General features: G+C 58.4%; 20 protein-coding genes. 8 read left to right on the top strand and 12 right to left on the bottom strand.

Features of this window, described 5'->3' with window-relative positions; translation table 11 throughout:
• Window positions 1-23: 23 nt before the first annotated feature.
• Together HUO12_RS06505 and HUO12_RS06500 are read right to left on the bottom strand one after the other, a co-directional pair.
• Window positions 24-863, bottom strand: a complete 840-nt coding sequence (locus HUO12_RS06505) for an oxygenase MpaB family protein (protein WP_176272812.1) — start codon at window positions 861-863, stop codon at window positions 24-26.
• A 59-nt stretch (window positions 864-922) separates the two neighbouring features.
• The gene (locus tag HUO12_RS06500) at window positions 923-1,486 is read right to left on the bottom strand and encodes a TetR/AcrR family transcriptional regulator (RefSeq protein WP_176272811.1); all 564 of its coding nucleotides are present in this window, start codon (window positions 1,484-1,486) and stop codon (window positions 923-925) included.
• A 116-nt stretch (window positions 1,487-1,602) separates the two neighbouring features.
• Between HUO12_RS06500 and HUO12_RS06495 the strand changes: the two genes are divergently transcribed.
• The 3 genes from HUO12_RS06495 (at window position 1,603) to HUO12_RS06485 (ending at window position 5,562) form a co-directional block, all read left to right on the top strand.
• Window positions 1,603-2,298 carry a cupin domain-containing protein gene (locus tag HUO12_RS06495; RefSeq protein ID WP_176272810.1) on the top strand — a complete coding sequence of 232 codons (696 nt, stop codon included), beginning with the start codon at window positions 1,603-1,605 and terminating at the stop codon, window positions 2,296-2,298.
• Window positions 2,299-2,367: 69 nt separating this feature from the next.
• Window positions 2,368-3,360, top strand: coding sequence for a cobaltochelatase subunit CobS (gene cobS, locus HUO12_RS06490; RefSeq protein WP_176272809.1), 993 nt, complete (start codon window positions 2,368-2,370; stop codon window positions 3,358-3,360).
• A 36-nt stretch (window positions 3,361-3,396) separates the two neighbouring features.
• Window positions 3,397-5,562 (top strand): transglycosylase domain-containing protein, encoded by a 2,166-nt coding sequence (locus HUO12_RS06485; protein ID WP_176272808.1) that lies wholly within the window; start codon window positions 3,397-3,399, stop codon window positions 5,560-5,562.
• Here the strand turns inward: HUO12_RS06485 and HUO12_RS06480 are convergent, their stop codons facing one another.
• Window positions 5,563-5,976, bottom strand: coding sequence for a PaaI family thioesterase (locus HUO12_RS06480; RefSeq protein WP_408609447.1), 414 nt, complete (start codon window positions 5,974-5,976; stop codon window positions 5,563-5,565).
• Window positions 5,969-6,418 carry a PaaI family thioesterase gene (locus HUO12_RS06475; RefSeq protein WP_176272807.1) on the bottom strand — a complete coding sequence of 150 codons (450 nt, stop codon included), beginning with the start codon at window positions 6,416-6,418 and terminating at the stop codon, window positions 5,969-5,971. The genes HUO12_RS06480 and HUO12_RS06475 overlap by 8 nt, the downstream gene beginning before the upstream one ends.
• A gap of 127 nt (window positions 6,419-6,545) precedes the next feature.
• On the opposite strand from HUO12_RS06475, the gene HUO12_RS06470 reads away from it, so the two are divergent.
• The 3 genes from HUO12_RS06470 to HUO12_RS06460 are packed head-to-tail and all read left to right on the top strand — an operon-like array spanning window position 6,546 to window position 8,583.
• Window positions 6,546-6,704 carry a hypothetical protein gene (locus tag HUO12_RS06470; protein ID WP_176272806.1) on the top strand — a complete coding sequence of 53 codons (159 nt, stop codon included), beginning with the start codon at window positions 6,546-6,548 and terminating at the stop codon, window positions 6,702-6,704.
• Window positions 6,705-6,730: 26 nt separating this feature from the next.
• Entirely contained in the window at window positions 6,731-7,681 is a 951-nt protein-coding gene (locus tag HUO12_RS06465) for a hypothetical protein (RefSeq protein WP_176272805.1), read from the top strand.
• Window positions 7,681-8,583, top strand: coding sequence for a transposase (locus HUO12_RS06460; protein WP_176272804.1), 903 nt, complete (start codon window positions 7,681-7,683; stop codon window positions 8,581-8,583). Before HUO12_RS06465 ends, HUO12_RS06460 begins: the two co-directional genes overlap by 1 nt.
• Here the strand turns inward: HUO12_RS06460 and ruvX are convergent.
• The 8 genes from ruvX to pyrE are packed head-to-tail and all read right to left on the bottom strand — an operon-like array spanning window position 8,580 to window position 13,705.
• Entirely contained in the window at window positions 8,580-9,065 is a 486-nt protein-coding gene (gene ruvX, locus HUO12_RS06455) for a Holliday junction resolvase RuvX (protein WP_176272803.1), read from the bottom strand. The two genes, HUO12_RS06460 and ruvX, sit on opposite strands and share 4 nt — an antisense overlap.
• Window positions 9,047-10,186 (bottom strand): DUF3089 domain-containing protein, encoded by a 1,140-nt coding sequence (locus HUO12_RS06450; RefSeq protein WP_176272802.1) that lies wholly within the window; start codon window positions 10,184-10,186, stop codon window positions 9,047-9,049. The genes ruvX and HUO12_RS06450 overlap by 19 nt, the downstream gene beginning before the upstream one ends.
• A gap of 3 nt (window positions 10,187-10,189) precedes the next feature.
• Complete coding sequence (lepB, locus tag HUO12_RS06445) at window positions 10,190-11,059, bottom strand: signal peptidase I (protein ID WP_332310379.1); 870 nt, start codon at window positions 11,057-11,059, stop codon at window positions 10,190-10,192.
• Between the two features lie 35 nt (window positions 11,060-11,094).
• Entirely contained in the window at window positions 11,095-11,496 is a 402-nt protein-coding gene (acpS, locus tag HUO12_RS06440; RefSeq protein WP_176272800.1) for a holo-ACP synthase, read from the bottom strand.
• Window positions 11,493-12,026 (bottom strand): NADAR family protein, encoded by a 534-nt coding sequence (locus HUO12_RS06435; protein WP_176272799.1) that lies wholly within the window; start codon window positions 12,024-12,026, stop codon window positions 11,493-11,495. The genes acpS and HUO12_RS06435 overlap by 4 nt, the downstream gene beginning before the upstream one ends.
• Before the next feature lie 31 nt (window positions 12,027-12,057).
• A complete protein-coding gene (locus HUO12_RS06430) occupies window positions 12,058-12,333 on the bottom strand; it encodes a pyridoxal phosphate biosynthetic protein (RefSeq protein ID WP_176272798.1) in 276 nt (91 codons plus the stop codon).
• Between the two features lie 50 nt (window positions 12,334-12,383).
• Window positions 12,384-13,127 (bottom strand): pyridoxine 5'-phosphate synthase, encoded by a 744-nt coding sequence (locus HUO12_RS06425; RefSeq protein ID WP_176272797.1) that lies wholly within the window; start codon window positions 13,125-13,127, stop codon window positions 12,384-12,386.
• Complete coding sequence (gene pyrE, locus HUO12_RS06420) at window positions 13,124-13,705, bottom strand: orotate phosphoribosyltransferase (RefSeq protein WP_176272796.1); 582 nt, start codon at window positions 13,703-13,705, stop codon at window positions 13,124-13,126. Before pyrE ends, HUO12_RS06425 begins: the two co-directional genes overlap by 4 nt.
• 285 nt (window positions 13,706-13,990) lie before the next feature.
• Here pyrE and coxB point away from each other — a divergent pair, with 285 nt between their 5' ends.
• Both coxB and ctaD read left to right on the top strand, forming a co-directional pair.
• The gene (gene coxB / locus HUO12_RS06415) at window positions 13,991-14,926 is read left to right on the top strand and encodes a cytochrome c oxidase subunit II (protein ID WP_332310378.1); all 936 of its coding nucleotides are present in this window, start codon (window positions 13,991-13,993) and stop codon (window positions 14,924-14,926) included.
• A gap of 33 nt (window positions 14,927-14,959) precedes the next feature.
• Window positions 14,960-16,666 (top strand): cytochrome c oxidase subunit I, encoded by a 1,707-nt coding sequence (ctaD, locus tag HUO12_RS06410; protein ID WP_176272795.1) that lies wholly within the window; start codon window positions 14,960-14,962, stop codon window positions 16,664-16,666.
• Window positions 16,667-16,711 lie beyond the last annotated feature (45 nt).

The following is a 16,711-nucleotide window of genomic DNA, read 5'->3' as shown; positions in this document are numbered from 1 at the left end:
TCCAACGTATAAATTCTGCTCGATCAGTTCTGTTTGAACGCCCAGCGCAGCGTCTTGCCCATGCCCCATGTGGCCGCGCGTGCAGGGATGGTCGCAAGCCCGGGGCGCGTCAGACCGAGCATGGAGCGCGCAAAGCTTGGCAGCATCGCAACCGCCTCGGCGCCGAGCATCGCTTGCAGGCCGGGCGGCGTTCCCGGCGGTTTCTGGTTCAGCACCAGTTGAGCGACTTCGCGTGCTTCCGCTGATGTGCGCAGATCAACACGGAGTTCGCGGAACAACGCCTCGGCTTCACTGCGTGTTTCAGGGACTGGATCGGCCCCGAGTGCTCGCGCGATAATGGCGAACTGGCGAAAATACTCGTCCTGCTCGTGGTTGGGCATGTCCGGACGGACATGGCGTTTATATCCGGCAAGGAAGCTCGTCGCTTCGGTCACATGAACCCAGGCGAGCGTGCGCGGATTGGTCGCTTCGTAGGTATTCCCGTCCGGTAACGTGCCTGTGACCTTCGCATGGATGCGATTAACGCGCTCGATCGCGGCTCTAGCATCGTCACGGTGACCGAATGTCGTTACAGCAATAAAGCGCGCGGTACGTCTGAGTCGCCCATGCATATCCTCGCGAAAGTTGGAATGGTCGAGCACGCCTTGCAGCGCGTGCGGGTGAAGCATTTGCAGCAGAAGTCCGCGAATGCCGCCGACCATCATGCCGACGAGATCTGCATGGACCATGCGGATGGGCGTGTCCTTCTCGAACAGCGCGTCGTCGGATGGCGGAACCGGCTCTTGGCCTGAAGCGGTGTCGTTGAAAACGCCGCGCACTTGCTCGACGAGCTTTAAGCGCAGAGATTCAACGGGATCAGCCATTAAGGTAATCTAAGCGAGGGCGGGACGGGTTTCCAGTCCACACGCGTTATGGGCCGCTCTCAATATCGATTGATCCGCGTCATCAGTGTGACAAGCGCCTTATCGAATTGCTCAACTTCTCCTGCCGCACGAGCGAGCAACTGCGCCCCTTGCAAATGGGCGAGGATCGCCCACGCTTCTTCAGCGGGGTCTCCGCCGACCGAAATCGAACGGTCCTTGCGCCCAGTCAGTAGCACGCTTTCGATCCAGCTGGCGGTCGCCGCATTGGTCTGCGCGAGGACGGCGTGCATGCGCTCGCTCAAAATTGTGCGGTCGCCTGCCAAAGCGACGCACAGGCACAGATGCTCGCTGTCGCTCAGCATTTCGCGATAGAGGTTGATCAGCTTGTATAGCGCTTGGCCGCCAGAGCGGCTGTTCGCGAACATCTCAAGAAGTGCGCGCATTCGCTCAGCATAGCGGATCAGGACAGCGATGCCGAAATCGGCTTTGGTCGCAAAATGGTGGTGGACACTGGCCTTTCTGATGCCGGTTTCGCGCGCAAGGTCCGCAAAGCTGAAGCCGCCATAGCCTCGCTCGCGCATCAGCGTTTCGCCGATATCAACAAGCTGCTCCTGCGTGCTCAAAGCGAGGATTCTCCACTGGAAATTGCGCCTGCCTACTAGTAGGTTGACTGTTTCAAGGCAAGTGAAAACTCTGCCTACTACTAGGTAGGCTGGCATGTGGATAAGTGGAAAATGCTATGAAAATCAATGCGGAGTTCAGTGAGGCAGTCGGCGTCCACTCAAGCCTGCTAGCGTGGACTCCATCGCCCATAGCGGGGGTCGAACGCCCCATGCTCGACCGCATTGGTGGGGAGGTCGCGCGCGCAACGAGCATCGTGCGTTATGCGCCGGGTAGCCATTTTTCCGCCCACACGCATTCAGGCGGCGAGGAATTCATCGTGCTCGAAGGCACCTTTCAGGATGAGCACGGCGACTATCCCGCAGGCACATATGTCCGCAATCCGATCGGCACGCGTCACATTCCGCGCGCAGATGACGGTTGCACGATCTTTGTAAAGCTCTGGCAATTCGCGCATGATGACGATGCGCAGGTCGCGATTGACCTCAACGATGTCGAGCTGGCCGCACTTGAAGGGCAGCCTGGCATCAACCAGGCCACAATCCATCAAGTACCAGGCGAAACCGTGATGATCGAGCATTGGGAACCAGGGGCGTCCAAAATTCTCGATGCGGGCGCAGGTGCAGAATTGTTGGTCCTTGAAGGCGCGATCGAATGGAACGCCGACAGCTTCGCAAAGCACGACTGGATCAGATTGCCGCCGGGTGCGTCAGAAACATTCAGAGCCGAAACGGGCGGCGCACGAGTCTGGATCAAGACCGGCCACCTGGCTGAAATTGCGCAGCATGGCTGGCAATCTCCACATGTGGATTGACGCAGCACGGCACAATCGCGGCCTCATCGCTTGCAGCCTTGCAAAGACGCGGCTAACCGTTTTCGCGAAATGAATAGCGTATTTGAAACTGGAATCGACGGAGCGGACAAAACGCTCTTTCCTGCACCCGACACAGACATCGACGTGCGCGACACGTTCGGAATCGATGTCGACTGGCAAGTGCCTGCCTTCAGCCTGAAGGACGACCGCGTGCCGGATCTGGACGAGAACTATGTGTTCGATCCAGATACGACGCTCGCGATCCTTGCGGGTTTTGCGCACAACCGCCGCGTGATGGTCCAGGGCTATCACGGTACCGGTAAGTCGACGCATATCGAACAAGTCGCCGCGCGGCTTAAATGGCCGTCGGTGCGCGTGAACCTCGATGCGCATATCAGCCGTATCGACCTGGTTGGCCGAGACGCTATCGTGTTGAAAGACGGGCTTCAGGTCACGGAGTTCAAGGAAGGCATCCTGCCTTGGGCGCTGCAACACCCCGTTGCGCTGACCTTCGACGAATATGATGCCGGCCGTCCGGACGTCATGTTCGTGATCCAGCGCGTTCTCGAAGCGCAAGGCGCGCTGACGTTGCTCGACCAGAACAAGGTTATCGTCCCGGATCCGCACTTCCGCCTGTTCGCGACGACCAACACGGTCGGCCTCGGCGATACCAGCGGGCTCTATCACGGCACGCAAGCGATCAACCAGGCACAGATGGACCGTTGGAACATCGTCGTTGCGCTCAACTATCTCGAAGCTGAGGTCGAGCAGAAGATCGTTAAATCGAAGAGCCCTGAGACCGATGACAAGGTCATCGCGGATATGATCAAGGTCGCAGACCTCACCCGCCAGGGCTTCATGAATGGCGATATCTCGACTGTGATGAGCCCGCGTACCGTTATGACCTGGGCGCAGAACGCTGAAATCTTCAACTCGGTCGGGTTTGCTTTCCGCCTCAGCTTCCTCAACAAATGCGATGAGGCAGAACGCATGCTCGTGAGCGAATATTACCAGCGTGTCTTTGGCGAAGACTTGCCAAGCGGCGCTGCGAAAACAGCCTGATTGCCTTTGCTGTATTGTTAGGATAATACAGTCAGCATGTTCGCATGGCTGAGAAAATCGCGCGGGGTAAATCGAGTGCGTCTGTCCGCAACCGGCGGCGCTGCGCCTGGCTATTATGCGACGCAAGACCCCTGGGGCAGCCAGCTCGATCAGTTCGACCGCGACTTTGATCTCGATTATGATGATGCGAGCGATGGCGGTTTCGATGCGCCGCCATCCAAGCCCAAAGGGCGTAAGCGCCGCTGGTTTGTGCGGATTGTCGCGGCATTATTGTTCCTCTTCATTATCGCGGTTGGGTGGCTCGCTTTCACAGCGCCTTTGTCCAAATCGCTTGAGCCGATTGCGCCGCCGCAAATCACTTTGCTGGCAAGCGATGGCACACCGATTGCGCGCAGCGGTGCAAATGTCGAAGCGCCGGTGGAAGTCGAAGACCTGCCCGAACATGTCGTCGGCGCGTTTCTTTCGATTGAAGACCGCCGGTTTTATTCGCATTGGGGCGTTGATCCGCGTGGCCTTGCGCGCGCAGCGATCTCGAACGCTACAGGCGGGCCGACCCAAGGCGGCAGCACCATCACACAGCAGCTTGCGAAGTTCACTTTCCTCACGCCCGAGCGAAGCCTGACCCGCAAAGCGCGAGAGATGCTGATCGCGTTCTGGTTAGAGGGGTGGCTGACCAAGGATGAGATCCTCGAACGCTATCTCTCCAACGCCTATTTTGGCGATAACCAGTACGGTCTGCGCGCAGCCAGCCTGCATTACTTCTATCGTCAGCCTGAAAACTTGAAGCCAGAACAAGCCGCGATGCTCGCCGGCTTGTTGAAAGCGCCTTCACGTCTCGCGCCTAATCGCAATTATGAAGGGGCTGAAGCGCGCATGCGGCTCGTCATCAATGCGATGGCGGAAGAAGGGTATCTCACGCCAGAGCGGGCAGTCGCGCTGCCATCGCCCGAGCTCGACATCCGCACTCGCAACACGCTGCCGACCGGTACATATTTTGCGGACTGGGTTCTGCCGAGTGTGCGTAAAACGGCAGAGCGCAGCTATGCCAAGCAGACGCTGACGACGACGCTAGATGCAGGCTTGCAAAGGCTCGCATCGCAAGTTGTGTCCAAAGCCGCTCTCGGTAATGCGCAAGTCGCGCTTGTGGCCATGCGTCCCAACGGTGAAGTCGTCGCGATGATTGGCGGTAAGGATTATGCGACATCTCCGTTCAATCGCGCGACGCAAGCGAAACGTCAGCCCGGTTCGACCTTCAAGCTATTCACGTATCTTGCCGCTATCGAAGCGGGCATGGATCCTGGCGACAGGATCGAAAATACACCCATTGAAACAGGTAGTTACCGGCCGAAAAATGCTGGCGACAAATACTCGGACACAATCTCGCTGGAAGAAGCGTTCGCGCAATCGAGCAATGTTGCGACGGTTCGGCTGTTCAATCAGATTGGCAGCGAGCGTGTGATCGATACAGCTCGCGAGCTCGGCGTAACTGCTGACATGCCGGTGGGTGATCCCAGCCTTGCGCTCGGCACAACCAGCATGAGCTTGCTGGAGCTGACTTCCGCCTATGCGGGGATTGCCGCAAACCGTTTCCCCATCGCGCCTGTTGCTTTCACGCCGGAGGAGAAAGGTTGGACAGAATGGTTCTTCAGCGATGAAGATAGCCTTTCGGGCAATGAGCATGACGCGATCGAGCGCTTGCTGCGCGCTTCCGTCAACAAAGGCACAGGCCGTGCGGCAGCTCTGACGATTCCGAATTATGGCAAGACCGGCACGACGCAGAATTATCGCGACGCTTTGTTCGTTGGGTATGCGGGCGGTCTGGTGGTTGGCGTGTGGGTCGGGAATGATGACAACTCGCCGCTCGAGCGTGTGACAGGCGGAGGCCTGCCTGCGCGGATCTGGCGCGACTTCATGACCGGCGCGATCTCAGCCGAAGCTGCACCTGCGGTTGATGCTCCGGACCCTTCAGGACCTATCCAACCACTCGATGTGCCAGACAATGTCACGATCCCGATCGATGGCAGCGATCTGGAAGTAAACTTGCGCGAAGGCGCGGTTGTGATCTCCGGCGAAGCGGAAGGCATTCCGCTTGAAATCATCCTTAGCGAAGACGGGATCAGCCTTGATGAAAGACGCTTGGAAGAAGCGCTTGAAAGGCTTGGAGCCGAAGTCGAACGGCGAGAGCGCCAGCCAGATCGATAATCAGTCCGGATCAACCATAAGGATGTTCATAACCGCGCTTGCGATGGGGCGAGAGCGGTCGTCCTGCCACGCTTCCACAGTGAGATTGGCGTTGCGCCGACCCAGCCGCGTGATCCGTCCCAGCGCATAGGTCCGCTTGGGCTTGCCAGCGCTTAGGAACTGCACAGTGATGTTGATCGGTTTGAGGCGCGGATAGCGATCGTCCTCATTTAAGCGCGCGCCGAGCGCTGCATAGCCCGCTGTCTCCAGCAAGCCGCTGGTCGCGCCGCCGTGCAAATGGCCAGGACGGCCTTCCACTAGCCGCTCGAAATCCATCGCGAGCAGCGGCGCTCCATCGAGCTCGCCTTCGACTTCAATGCCCATGGACCGTGCGTAAGGCGTGATCGGGTCAGAAAATGGCTTGGGCTCAGGCACGGCGCGGATCCCTTGCGATGGTCATGAAAACGCCTGCGACATGCGCGACGGGGTCAGCATCATCGCCGTCATGCGCGATCCCGCGCACAAAGGCGGCAGAGCGCGTCATCTTGTAGCATTCGACGCGCCCGATGACGGAGCTGCGCGGCTTGGCAGGGCGCTGATAATCGACCCTCAGGTCAAGTGTCGCGATGGGTTTGAAGGATTTTGCAGCGGTCCAGATGCTCATTCCGCTGGTCATATCCATCAGGCTGATGATCGGGCCGGAAGCGAGCACTTCGCGCTGCTCGTCTGCGAGCAAATCGTCGCGCCAGGGAAGCTCCAGCTCAACCCAGTTTTCGCCATGCGCGCGGTATTGCAGGCCCAACCAGCCGGAATGGCCAGCTTGGGAAAAAAGCTTGGATGCTTCGCCCGGATCAAAAACTGGAGGAGTTTCAGTCATTAAGTGCGCTTATTACAAAAGTTATTTGTTTTCAATATTTTAATTTCTTAACACGGTGAGTTTTCCGCAGATTTCGGCTCACCACATGAGCGAGCAATGGGTTCGCGCAGTGGCAAAGGAGCAGATGATGAAAACACCCAAAATTGCGCTTGAAAGCCTTCCCGGTCTGGACACAGCAACCGGCCTTTTCGGCAGCGCTGCCAAAGCCACGACGAGCTATTCCGATGCGATCATTGCGATCATGGTGTTCGTCTATGACGAGCAGGTCCCAGCGGCTGCGACTTGATCCACGCCGGAAGGACTAACTGATTCATGCGGATAGACCCTGAGATTGCAGCACTGCGGGCTGACCCGGCGGCGCAGCGCCGTGCTCAGAACGCCATGGATCATACTGTGCAGGATTGGAAAAGCTTGCCCGAGCTTACGCCAATCCTGCAACAGTTCGCGCGTTATGCCGCAGGTGATGCGCTGGAGGCCTTGAGCGATCTCAGGGCTTTGGTCAGCAGCGCAGGTGCAGCGCGCAGCTTCATCGACACTTGGTCGTGCAGGCATGTGGCGGGTTTGCGCGACGAGCCGCTTGCGCAGATCCCGTACCGCTATTCCTACAGCGCAGGCTATGGGTCTATGCAATTGCTGGCAGAGCATGGCGCGACGCTGTCGATTGCGATGTATGAGCAATTGGCAGAGCCGGCCGAGCCGACCAGCGCGATCTTCAGCGACCGCGAACAGCATGAGATTGTTGTCGCGGGGCAAGGCGAGGGGCTGTTCAGCCGGTTAGATCCCGCCACTGGTGCGCTTAGAAGTGATCGCAGCACAGTCAGCGAAGGCGCGAGCTTCCATTTCGATTGCAACCGTGAAATGCGGCAATGGATCAGCGTGGAAGGCAGGCTCGTCCTGCTCCAGCTGAGCCGTACGCCTGAACAAGCAAATCCGACGCGCGAGCTCCGCCTGAGCGATGGCGCGCTGCTCATGCAATCGGACGGTGACAAGCGTGTGAGCCAGTCGAGCATGGCGCTCGCCGTGCTCGGCGCGTTGGGCCGCAGCGATGCTGTTCCTGCGATGCAGCGGCTTGCAGCCTCAGGTCCTGCCCATCTGCGTTGGGAAGCGGTGCGCCAGATGATCGCGCTCGACGCCTTTAGCGGGATAGCGGCGCTGGACCGCATTGCGGCTGATGAAAGCGATGAACTGGCGGCGCCGGCAGCCCAACTGGCTCAGCAATTGCGCGCGCAATATCCGACCCTCAGAAAAGGAGAGGCGGCGTAATGCCTCAGGTCCTCGAAATCAAAGACAGCGCCAGCTGCGCGCTCGGCGATTGCGTGGAAGGCATTGCGGCCTCCGGCTTTGATCCCGGCGATGCTTCAAGCACGCAAGAAGCCGCGCATTGGCTCCGCAAGCTTGGCAACAATCGGGAATTTCTCAGCGATCTGTTGCTCCGCCAGCTCGAAAGCCAATATCGCGAAGATGTGATCGAAAGCGGCTATGGCCCGCAAGCGATCCTCTTGAGCCCGCTCAACAATGGCACCTTCCTGCGCGCCAATATCTGGCCGAGCGCGACAGACCATTGCTATCAGGCAAGCGGCGCGAAGACCTTTGTCTATGGCGTGCCGCACGATCACAATTTCTCATTTCTGACAGTGGGTTATCTTGGGCCCGGCTATCAAAGCGACTATTTCGAATATGCCTATGAGGATGTCGCAGGATATGCAGGCGAGCAATGCGAGCTGACCTTCATCGAACGCAGCGCGCTTAATGAAGGCAAGCTTATGCTGTACCGCGCGCATAAGGATATTCATTCGCAGATCCCGCCTGAAAGCCTGTCGGTTTCCATCAACGTGATGAAAGTCGACACCGCGCAAAGCTGGTATGACCAATATGGCTTTGATCTCGATAGCGGGCGGGTGGAAAAAGTGCTCAGCCCGAATGCGACCGAAGTGTTCCTTCGTGTGGCGGTTGCCACCGGGCATGAGGACGCGCTCGACCTCGCTGAACAATTCGGTCGCCACCACCCCAGCGACCGGCTGAAACTGGCGAGTTTCGAAGCGCGTTCTCTGCTGTCTCAGGATGATGCGGCGCGCGATGGCTTGTGGCGCGAGGCGGAGCTGTCAGGAAGCCGTATGCTGGAAGCTATCGCGAAGACGCGCCGCGCTGAACTTGAACAGGCCTAGAAAGCTGACCCCGCCAAAGCGTCAATCGCGCCTTGCAGAATCACTGCGGAGGCATGGCTGTCGATGACTTCGGCGCGCTTGCGGCGGCTGGTGTCCTGCCCGATCAGGTCGCGCTCCGCGCTTTGCGTGGACCAGCGCTCGTCCCATAGCAGCACCGGCAAAGCGAAGGCTTCCGAGCAATTACGGGCATAGGCGCGGGCAGATTGCGCGCGCGGACCTTCGCTGCCATCCATATTGCGCGGCAAGCCGATCACGACGCCTTTGATCGAGCGGTCCGCGATTTGCTTGGCCAGTTCATCACGGTCGCGGCCCCATTTGCCGCGCGCCAGCGTCTTGCCCGGAGTGGCAAATCGCCAGCCCGCATCACAAGTCGCAATGCCAATTGTTTTCGTGCCGAGATCAAGCGCGATCAGCGCGCCGCCATCCGGCAGAGCCTCGCCAAACGCAGCCGCGCTGTCCGTGATCAGCGGCTTTGCAACCATGCGTCCACTCGCATTGCCACGTCCTGCTTGGTGTTCGCCCAGAACAGCGGAATATCGTAAACGTGGTAATTGTTGCCCGGCAGGACGAAGCTGCCCATTTGGGGCGGATCGCCAATCAGAAGCAGTCCGCGCTCGTCGCATCGTGCAGGAACGGCGCGCGCAACCAGCTCGCCATTGTCGAGGCTGTCTTCCGGGACAAGAGTGCCGAGGTTGAGCGAAGCGTCCGCCTCACCGCCTGCGCGGCCAGTGAGCGGGTTGGTGCAAAGGATGGTACTGTCTCCGCGAGGCTGGCCATCAAGGCCGATTGACGCGGAATAAGTCTCCATCACGTCAGACGGATCAGCAGGTTCAGCATAGCTTGACCAGCTCAAGATGCAGCCGGTGGAATCGGGCTCTGTGCACACAGGAAAACCAAGCAGCGGCAGATCACGGGTAAGCGAGATCGGCCAGCCAATCGCATATGCGGCAACCAGCCGCTCTTCTGCTGGGGAACCAGCGACCTTCTCTTGAAGCAGCCGCTTCAGATGCAACGCGCCCTGGCTATGACCTGCCAGCACAATCGGCGTGTCCGGCGAGACTTGGGCGATGAACTGATCGTAGGCGAGCGCGACATCGGCATAGGCCGCATCGATCGCTTGTTGGCCTTCAGGCTTGTCGGTCAGGAACGCACCGAGAGTTGCCTGGCGGTAACGCGGCGCCCAGATGGCGCTCGCTTGATTGAACGGGCTCGCCATGCCGCGCAGGTAAGTCCGCGCGACATCTTCTGCCTGTTTGTCACCAAGCGGCGCGTTCCAGTTCGATTTGTCGAGATAGCTGGTCGGGTGCACGAAGAAGACTGCGAAATCACCCGGCGCCGGATCAGCAGGGGAGGGCAGTGTGCGCCCTTCGTCTGCGGCAGGCGGCTGATAGCGCGCAGGATCCTCGCCCGTCTTGTCAGGGTGCGAATACCAAAGGTCCAGATCGGCATAGGCGCTGGTCTCAAGCGCGGCTTGTTCTTCAAACTCTGCGCTTGGCACGAAGACGAACTCAGTGGCTTCGCGAGAGAAAGCGGTCAGCAAGATCGCGCCGCCAATGAACAGGACGATCAGGATCGCGACGCAGCCAAGAAATTTCTTTGCCATGGCTTAGTCTGCTTCGCTTTCGCCTTGAGGAATGATGGTCGGACGAAGGCTCGTCCATGCGCGCTCGGGGCGCAGGCTGGAAAACCATGTGGCGGGGTTCCAGCCGGTCGAGCCATCGAGCGAGAATGTGATGAATTCCGCGCGGCCGCCAATATTCTCCAGCGGAACAGCGCCATCAAGCCCTTGGCGTTCAAGCGTTGCGCGGCTGTCAGCGGAATGATCGCGATTATCGCCCATCACGAAGACATGGCCTTCAGGCACAGTGATTTCGGCAAAATTGTCGAGATCCTGTTCGTAATAATCGATGATCAGATAGCTCGCGCCATTGGGCAGCGTCTCGCGATAGGCCGGGATCTCGAAATACTCCTTGCCGTCCGCTTCGCGCTGGAGGAAGCGCTGGAAATCATCCAGGCATTGGCCGCCGTCCAGGCACGTGAGCTCTGGTTCAAAAGGTATCCGCAGGTCAGCAACCTGTTCGCGCGGAACCATCTGTCCGTTGAGGATAATCCGGCCGTTCTCGACGGCTATTGTATCACCCGGACGCGCGACCACGCGCTTGATGTAATCCTCGTCGCGCTCGGGATGCACGGGGATCACGACATCGCCATATTCAGGTGTATCCGCCCAGACGCGCCAGTCGGATCGCGGCATCACATGGAAGCTCACCGAAGCCCAGCTCCAGCCATAGGGGTACTTGCTGACGATCAGCCGGTCGCCCACGAACAGGCTCGGCATCATGGATGTTGACGGGATGTAGAACGGTTTTGCCACAAGCGAGTGGAACGCGAGCACGGCGAGCAGCATCAGGCCAAGGCCGCGCAGCTCCGCGAACCAGTCAACCTTTTCAGAAGCTTTGGATTTGTCTTTGGACACAGCGAGGATTTCGTTTTTCGGTGAGGGGGGATGAACTAAAGCGGACGCGCCTCGATAATCACATAGGCCTGCGCCCATGGATGATCATCGGTGAGAGTGAGATGAATGAGCGCCTCATGGCCGTCCGGCGTCAATTCTGCAAGCCGGATTGCAGCACCACCGGCCAAAGCGAGCGTTGGCGCACCAGAAGGCGCGTTTATCACGCCGATATCTCGCATAAACACCCCGCGGCGAAAACCCGTGCCCACGGCTTTGCTGAAGGCCTCTTTGGCAGCGAAGCGCTTCGCATAGGTTCCGGCGATGGTGTAGGGACGCCGCCGCGCCTTGGCACGCTCGATCTCTGTGAAGACGCGGTTTTCAAACCGCTCGCCGAAACGATCGATCGAGTTTTGGATGCGCTCGATATTGCACAGGTCCGAACCAAGCCCGATGATCATTTCTTCGCCTTCCGTCTTGCTCGTTCCACCAGCTCGGGGATCCCTTCACCGCGCTGTTCTTCAAGCAACTCGTCTCTAAGATTTTGGAGGATTTCGCCAAGCAAATTCTGGCCCAACCATTTGGAGCGATCCGAAGCGTCCTTGGCATCTGCCGCTAAGCCAATCCCCCAGATGGTGTCGACAGGACTGGCTTCAGCGAGCGATGTTCCTTCCGTGTCGAGCAGCATTTGTAACAAGTCCCTGTGTGTGGTGAACTTGGCTCGGCTTCCGCGATAAACGATCTCCGAGCGCGCTTTCTCCCACTTTTCCTGATCAAAGCCTTTGACTTTCCGACCCCATGCTTTCTGCACGGCAGGGTCTGTTGCTTCGAGAATTTTGCCCAAAGCTTCATCGTCACCGAATAGCCGAGCCTTCTCCGCCATCATGTATTGCTCAGCTGTGTTGTAATACTGCCCATCGATCGTGAAGGGTGACTTGTACCACTGTGAGAACGGACCATTCCAAAAAAACGTGAACTTTTCCGAAGTCATGGTCTTGTCTCTGACGCGCTTAAGATCAGCTTCAAGACGCCCTCGCCAAAACCGCCACCAACAAACCCAGCGCCATCACGTGCAGCATGACCTGACCTTTGACCAGGACATGACTGAAGTCACCCTTCGCGATTCGCAACGTCATCGCGTAGCCGAACACTTGTAGGATCGGCCAGCCAATCGCAAAGGCGAGCAGCGTCTGTTTCGCAATAGCATATCCCAGCAGCGCGAGGCTCAGCAAAAACGGTATTGCCGCAGCTAAGGCCCATCTGCGCTGTTGCGGGGTGAGTTGCGGGTGATCTGTCACGGTCTCGGGGTTATCTCGATCTATCTAGGGGGTGTCTCTGATGGCCGTTTTCAGCGCGCTTCATCCATCAAATCGCGCATCCGGCGAACCGCGTTCTCCAGCCCTACAAACACTGCTTCACCAACGAGATAGTGCCCGATATTGAGTTCAGCCAGCTGCGGGATCGCGGCAATCGGCTGGACGTTTTCGTAGGTCAGGCCGTGGCCGGCATGCGGCTCGATCCCGTTTTTGACTGCGAGCGCAGCCATGTCGGAAATGCGCTTCAATTCGCTCGCGACTTTCTCGCTGTCACCGTCGAGAAAAGCGTGCGCGTATTCTCCGGTATGAAATTCAACCACTTGCGCGCCCAAACGCAGCGCTGCGTCGAGCTGACGTTCGTTCGCTTCGATGAAAAGCGAGACGCGAATGCCAACATCGGCAAGCTGGGTTACGATCGGTGCGAGCTGGTTATGCAATCCGGCCGCATCAAGTCCGCCTTCCGTGGTGCGCTCCTCGCGTTTTTCCGGGACTATGCAGGCGGCATGCGGCCTGTGCCGCAAGGCGATTTCCAGCATCTCCTCTGTTGCTGCCATCTCGAGATTGAGCGGCAAGTCAGTTGCTTCCTGAATGCGCTTCAAATCATCGTCGCGAATGTGCCTGCGGTCTTCGCGAAGGTGCGCAGTAATGCCGTCGCCCCCGACGCTAGCGACGATTTCAGCCGCGCGCACAGGGTCGGGGTGATCGCCGCCGCGCGCATTGCGGATGGTCGCAACGTGATCGATGTTGACCCCGAGACGAAGCTTGTGCGTGCTCATGCGGCGCGGCTTCCCGGCTTGGTCACGGGGATTGCTGCAAGCTCTGGCGGAAGCTCGTCTTCCGCGTAGCTTGGCACGCTTAGAGCCATGAGCGGGAAGAACGGCACGCCCAGGTCCACTTCGCCTGCGGAGCGATCCACCAATGCGCATTCTGCGATGACTTCACCGCCTTCGCGCGCAACAGCTTCGATGGCTTCGCGGCTGGAAAGGCCTGTGGTTACAACGTCTTCAACCATCAGCACCTTTGCCCCCGGCTTAAGCGCGAATCCGCGTCGCAAGTGGAACACACCGTCAGGTCGCTCGAGGAAGATCGCGTCCTTGCCCAGCGCGCGGCCCATTTCATGGCCGATGATAAGCCCGCCCATTGCTGGGGAAACAACCACATCCACTTCGGAGCGAATCTCGCGCGGGATCTTCTGCGCGATCGCCCGGGCTAGATTGCCTGCCCGCTCGCCATTCATCAGCACCCGTGCGCATTGCAGATATTGCGCGCTGTGCCGCCCTGATGAGAGCTTGAAATGCCCTTCGAGCAAGGCTCCACAGCTGCGGAACTCGGACAGCACTTCTTCTTCAGTCATTCGTGAACTCTCTTTCAATTGCGCCGGATTGCATTGCTCTCACCGAACGGTGCATAATTTTCTCCCTAGAAGCGCTTGAGGCATGCGGCAAGCGGGCCTATAGGGGCGTGCAATTCTTGGCAGAGATGCCAAGTGAATGGTCGTGGTCGGGTTTTCAAGCGTTGAACGATGTCTCGCGGCTTGTTGAGAAAGACAGTGGTTTCGGCCACGCAAGCGGAAAGCGTTTATTCGATGGTATTGGGTCACACCCTTAATCGCGCATATTTCCTCATCGCAGGATTGGTAATGGCTGCTGTGCTGGCGTTGACGCCGCAAATGGCATTGGCTCAGGACGCAGCAGAGGAAGTTGCTGTCGAAGCTGAGCCGACCGCTGGCTACGTGCCGATGGAGCCAGAGGCAGGTAAAGGCATGCCAACGGCATACGAAACCGATCCGTGGAAGAGCCTGACCTTCCAGGATCAGTATACAGCTGACGGTGAATACGCCCTGTGGATGCATGACGCGGTATTGCTTCCGATCATCACTGTGATCAGCCTTTTCGTCCTTGGTCTGCTGCTTTGGGTGGTTGTTCGCTATCGCCGCGCAGCCAACCCTACGCCTTCGAAGACGACCCACAACACGCTCGTCGAAGTTGTATGGACGGTAATTCCAGCCCTGATCCTTGTGGTTATCGCTGTTCCGTCAATCACGCTGCTGCGTAGCCAGTATGAGACGCCGCCAGCCGAAGCGATTACCGTCAAAGCGACCGGTTATCAGTGGTACTGGGGCTATTCATATCCCGACAATGGCGATTTCGAGATCATCTCGAACATGCTGACGCCGGAAGAGGCGCTTGCAAACGGTGAGCCAAATCAGCTCGCTGTCGACAACCGCATGGTTGTACCGGCAAACACGCCAATCCGTCTTCAGACAACTGCGGCGGATGTGATCCACTCATTCGGTGTGGCATCGCTGTGGTTCAAGATGGACGCAGTGCCGGGTCGCTTGAACGAGCGTATGCTGACGATCGAAGAGCCGGGCGTATATTATGGCCAGTGCTACGAGCTTTGCGGCGCGCGTCACGGCTTTATGCCGGTCGTCGTAGAAGCGCTTCCTCGCGATGAATGGGAAGCGTGGGTGCTTGAGCAGGGCGGCACCGTTGGAAGTGAAACGGTGGCAGAAGCTGCTCCTGCTGAAGAAGCGAGCGCTGACGGCGAAGCCGAAGCTGCTCCGGCTGCGTAACTGATAAAGAATTAGACCAGAGAGAACGATACGATGGCAACCACCGCAGAAGGCTTTGACGCTCACCACGAGAGCCATGACACGCATGCGGACCACAAGCCGGGCTTCTTCGCCCGCTGGTTCATGTCAACCAACCACAAGGATATCGGTACGCTGTATCTGATCTTCGCGATCTGTGCGGGGATCATCGGCGGTGCGATTTCCGGCATCATGCGTCTGGAGCTGGCTGAGCCTGGCATTCAGTATCTTCAGTTCTGGGTCGATCTGATGGGCGGTGACAGCACGTCGATGGATCAGAACTACCACATGTGGAATGTGTTTATCACAGCGCACGGTCTGATCATGGTCTTCTTCATGGTCATGCCTGCGATGATCGGCGGTTTTGGTAACTGGTTTGTCCCGCTGATGATTGGCGCGCCGGACATGGCGTTCCCGCGGATGAACAACATCTCGTTCTGGCTGACCGTTGCTGGCTTCCTGAGCCTGCTGTTCTCTATGTTTGTGCCGGGTGGCACAGGCCTCGGGGCGGGTGTTGGTTGGACGGTGTACGCACCGCTTTCGACGACCGGCTCGCAAGGTCCAGCGGTCGACTTCGCGATCTTCTCGCTCCACTTGGCGGGCGCAGGCTCGATCCTTGGTGCGACCAACTTCATCACGACCATCTTCAACATGCGTGCGCCGGGCATGACCCTCCATAAAATGCCGCTGTTCGTATGGTCAGTGCTTGTAACAGCCTTCCTGCTGCTGCTCGCTCTGCCTGTTCTGGCAGCTGCGATCACGATGCTGCTGACAGATCGTAACTTCGGGACAACCTTCTTCGATCCAGCAGGCGGCGGGGACCCTGTCCTCTACCAGCACCTGTTCTGGTTCTTTGGTCACCCGGAAGTCTACATCATGATTCTGCCGGGCTTCGGCATGATCTCTCAGATCGTTGCAACCTTCAGCCGTAAGCCGGTGTTCGGCTATCTCGGCATGGCTTACGCAATGGTCGCAATCGGCGTTGTCGGCTTCATCGTGTGGGCGCACCACATGTATACGGTCGGCCTCGACGTTAACACGAAAATGTATTTCACCGCTGCGACCATGGTCATCGCGGTTCCAACCGGCGTGAAGATCTTCAGCTGGATCGCCACGATGTGGGGCGGCAGCCTTGAATTCAAGTCACCGATGGTTTGGGCGATGGGCTTCATCTTCCTGTTCACCGTTGGCGGTGTAACCGGCGTGGTCCTCGCGAATGGCGGTATCGATGATAACCTCCACGACACATACTATGTGGTAGCACACTTCCACTACGTGCTGTCGATGGGCGCTGTGTTCTCGCTGTTTGCCGGCTTCTATTACTGGTTCCCGAAGATGAGCGGCCGGATGCACTCCGAGCTTCTCTCGCACCTGCACTTCTGGGGCTTCTTCATCGGCGTGAACGTGATCTTCTTCCCGCAGCACTTCCTGGGCATGCAGGGTATGGCGCGTCGCTATCCAGACTTCACAGAAGCCTATAGCTTCTGGAACGAAGTCAGCTCTTTCGGCTACTACATCATGGCCTTGTCGATGCTGCTTTTCTTCGCAAACCTTGTCTACGCGTTCACCGCTGGCAAGAAAGCAGCCGGCAACTATTGGGGTGAAGGTGCGACGACGCTGGAATGGACATTGTCCAGCCCGCCGCCATTCCACCAGTTCGAAACGCTGCCCGTGATCGAGGATCATCACGATTATCACGATCATACGCCTGCCAAGGCCTGATCAGCAGCTCATTTGCTGAATGTGTGCGGCCGGTCCCTTCAGAGG

This window comes from Altererythrobacter lutimaris (assembly GCF_013371495.1).
Lineage (GTDB): Bacteria > Pseudomonadota > Alphaproteobacteria > Sphingomonadales > Sphingomonadaceae > Erythrobacter > Erythrobacter lutimaris_A.
This window is presented reverse-complemented; position numbering and strand designations above follow the sequence as displayed.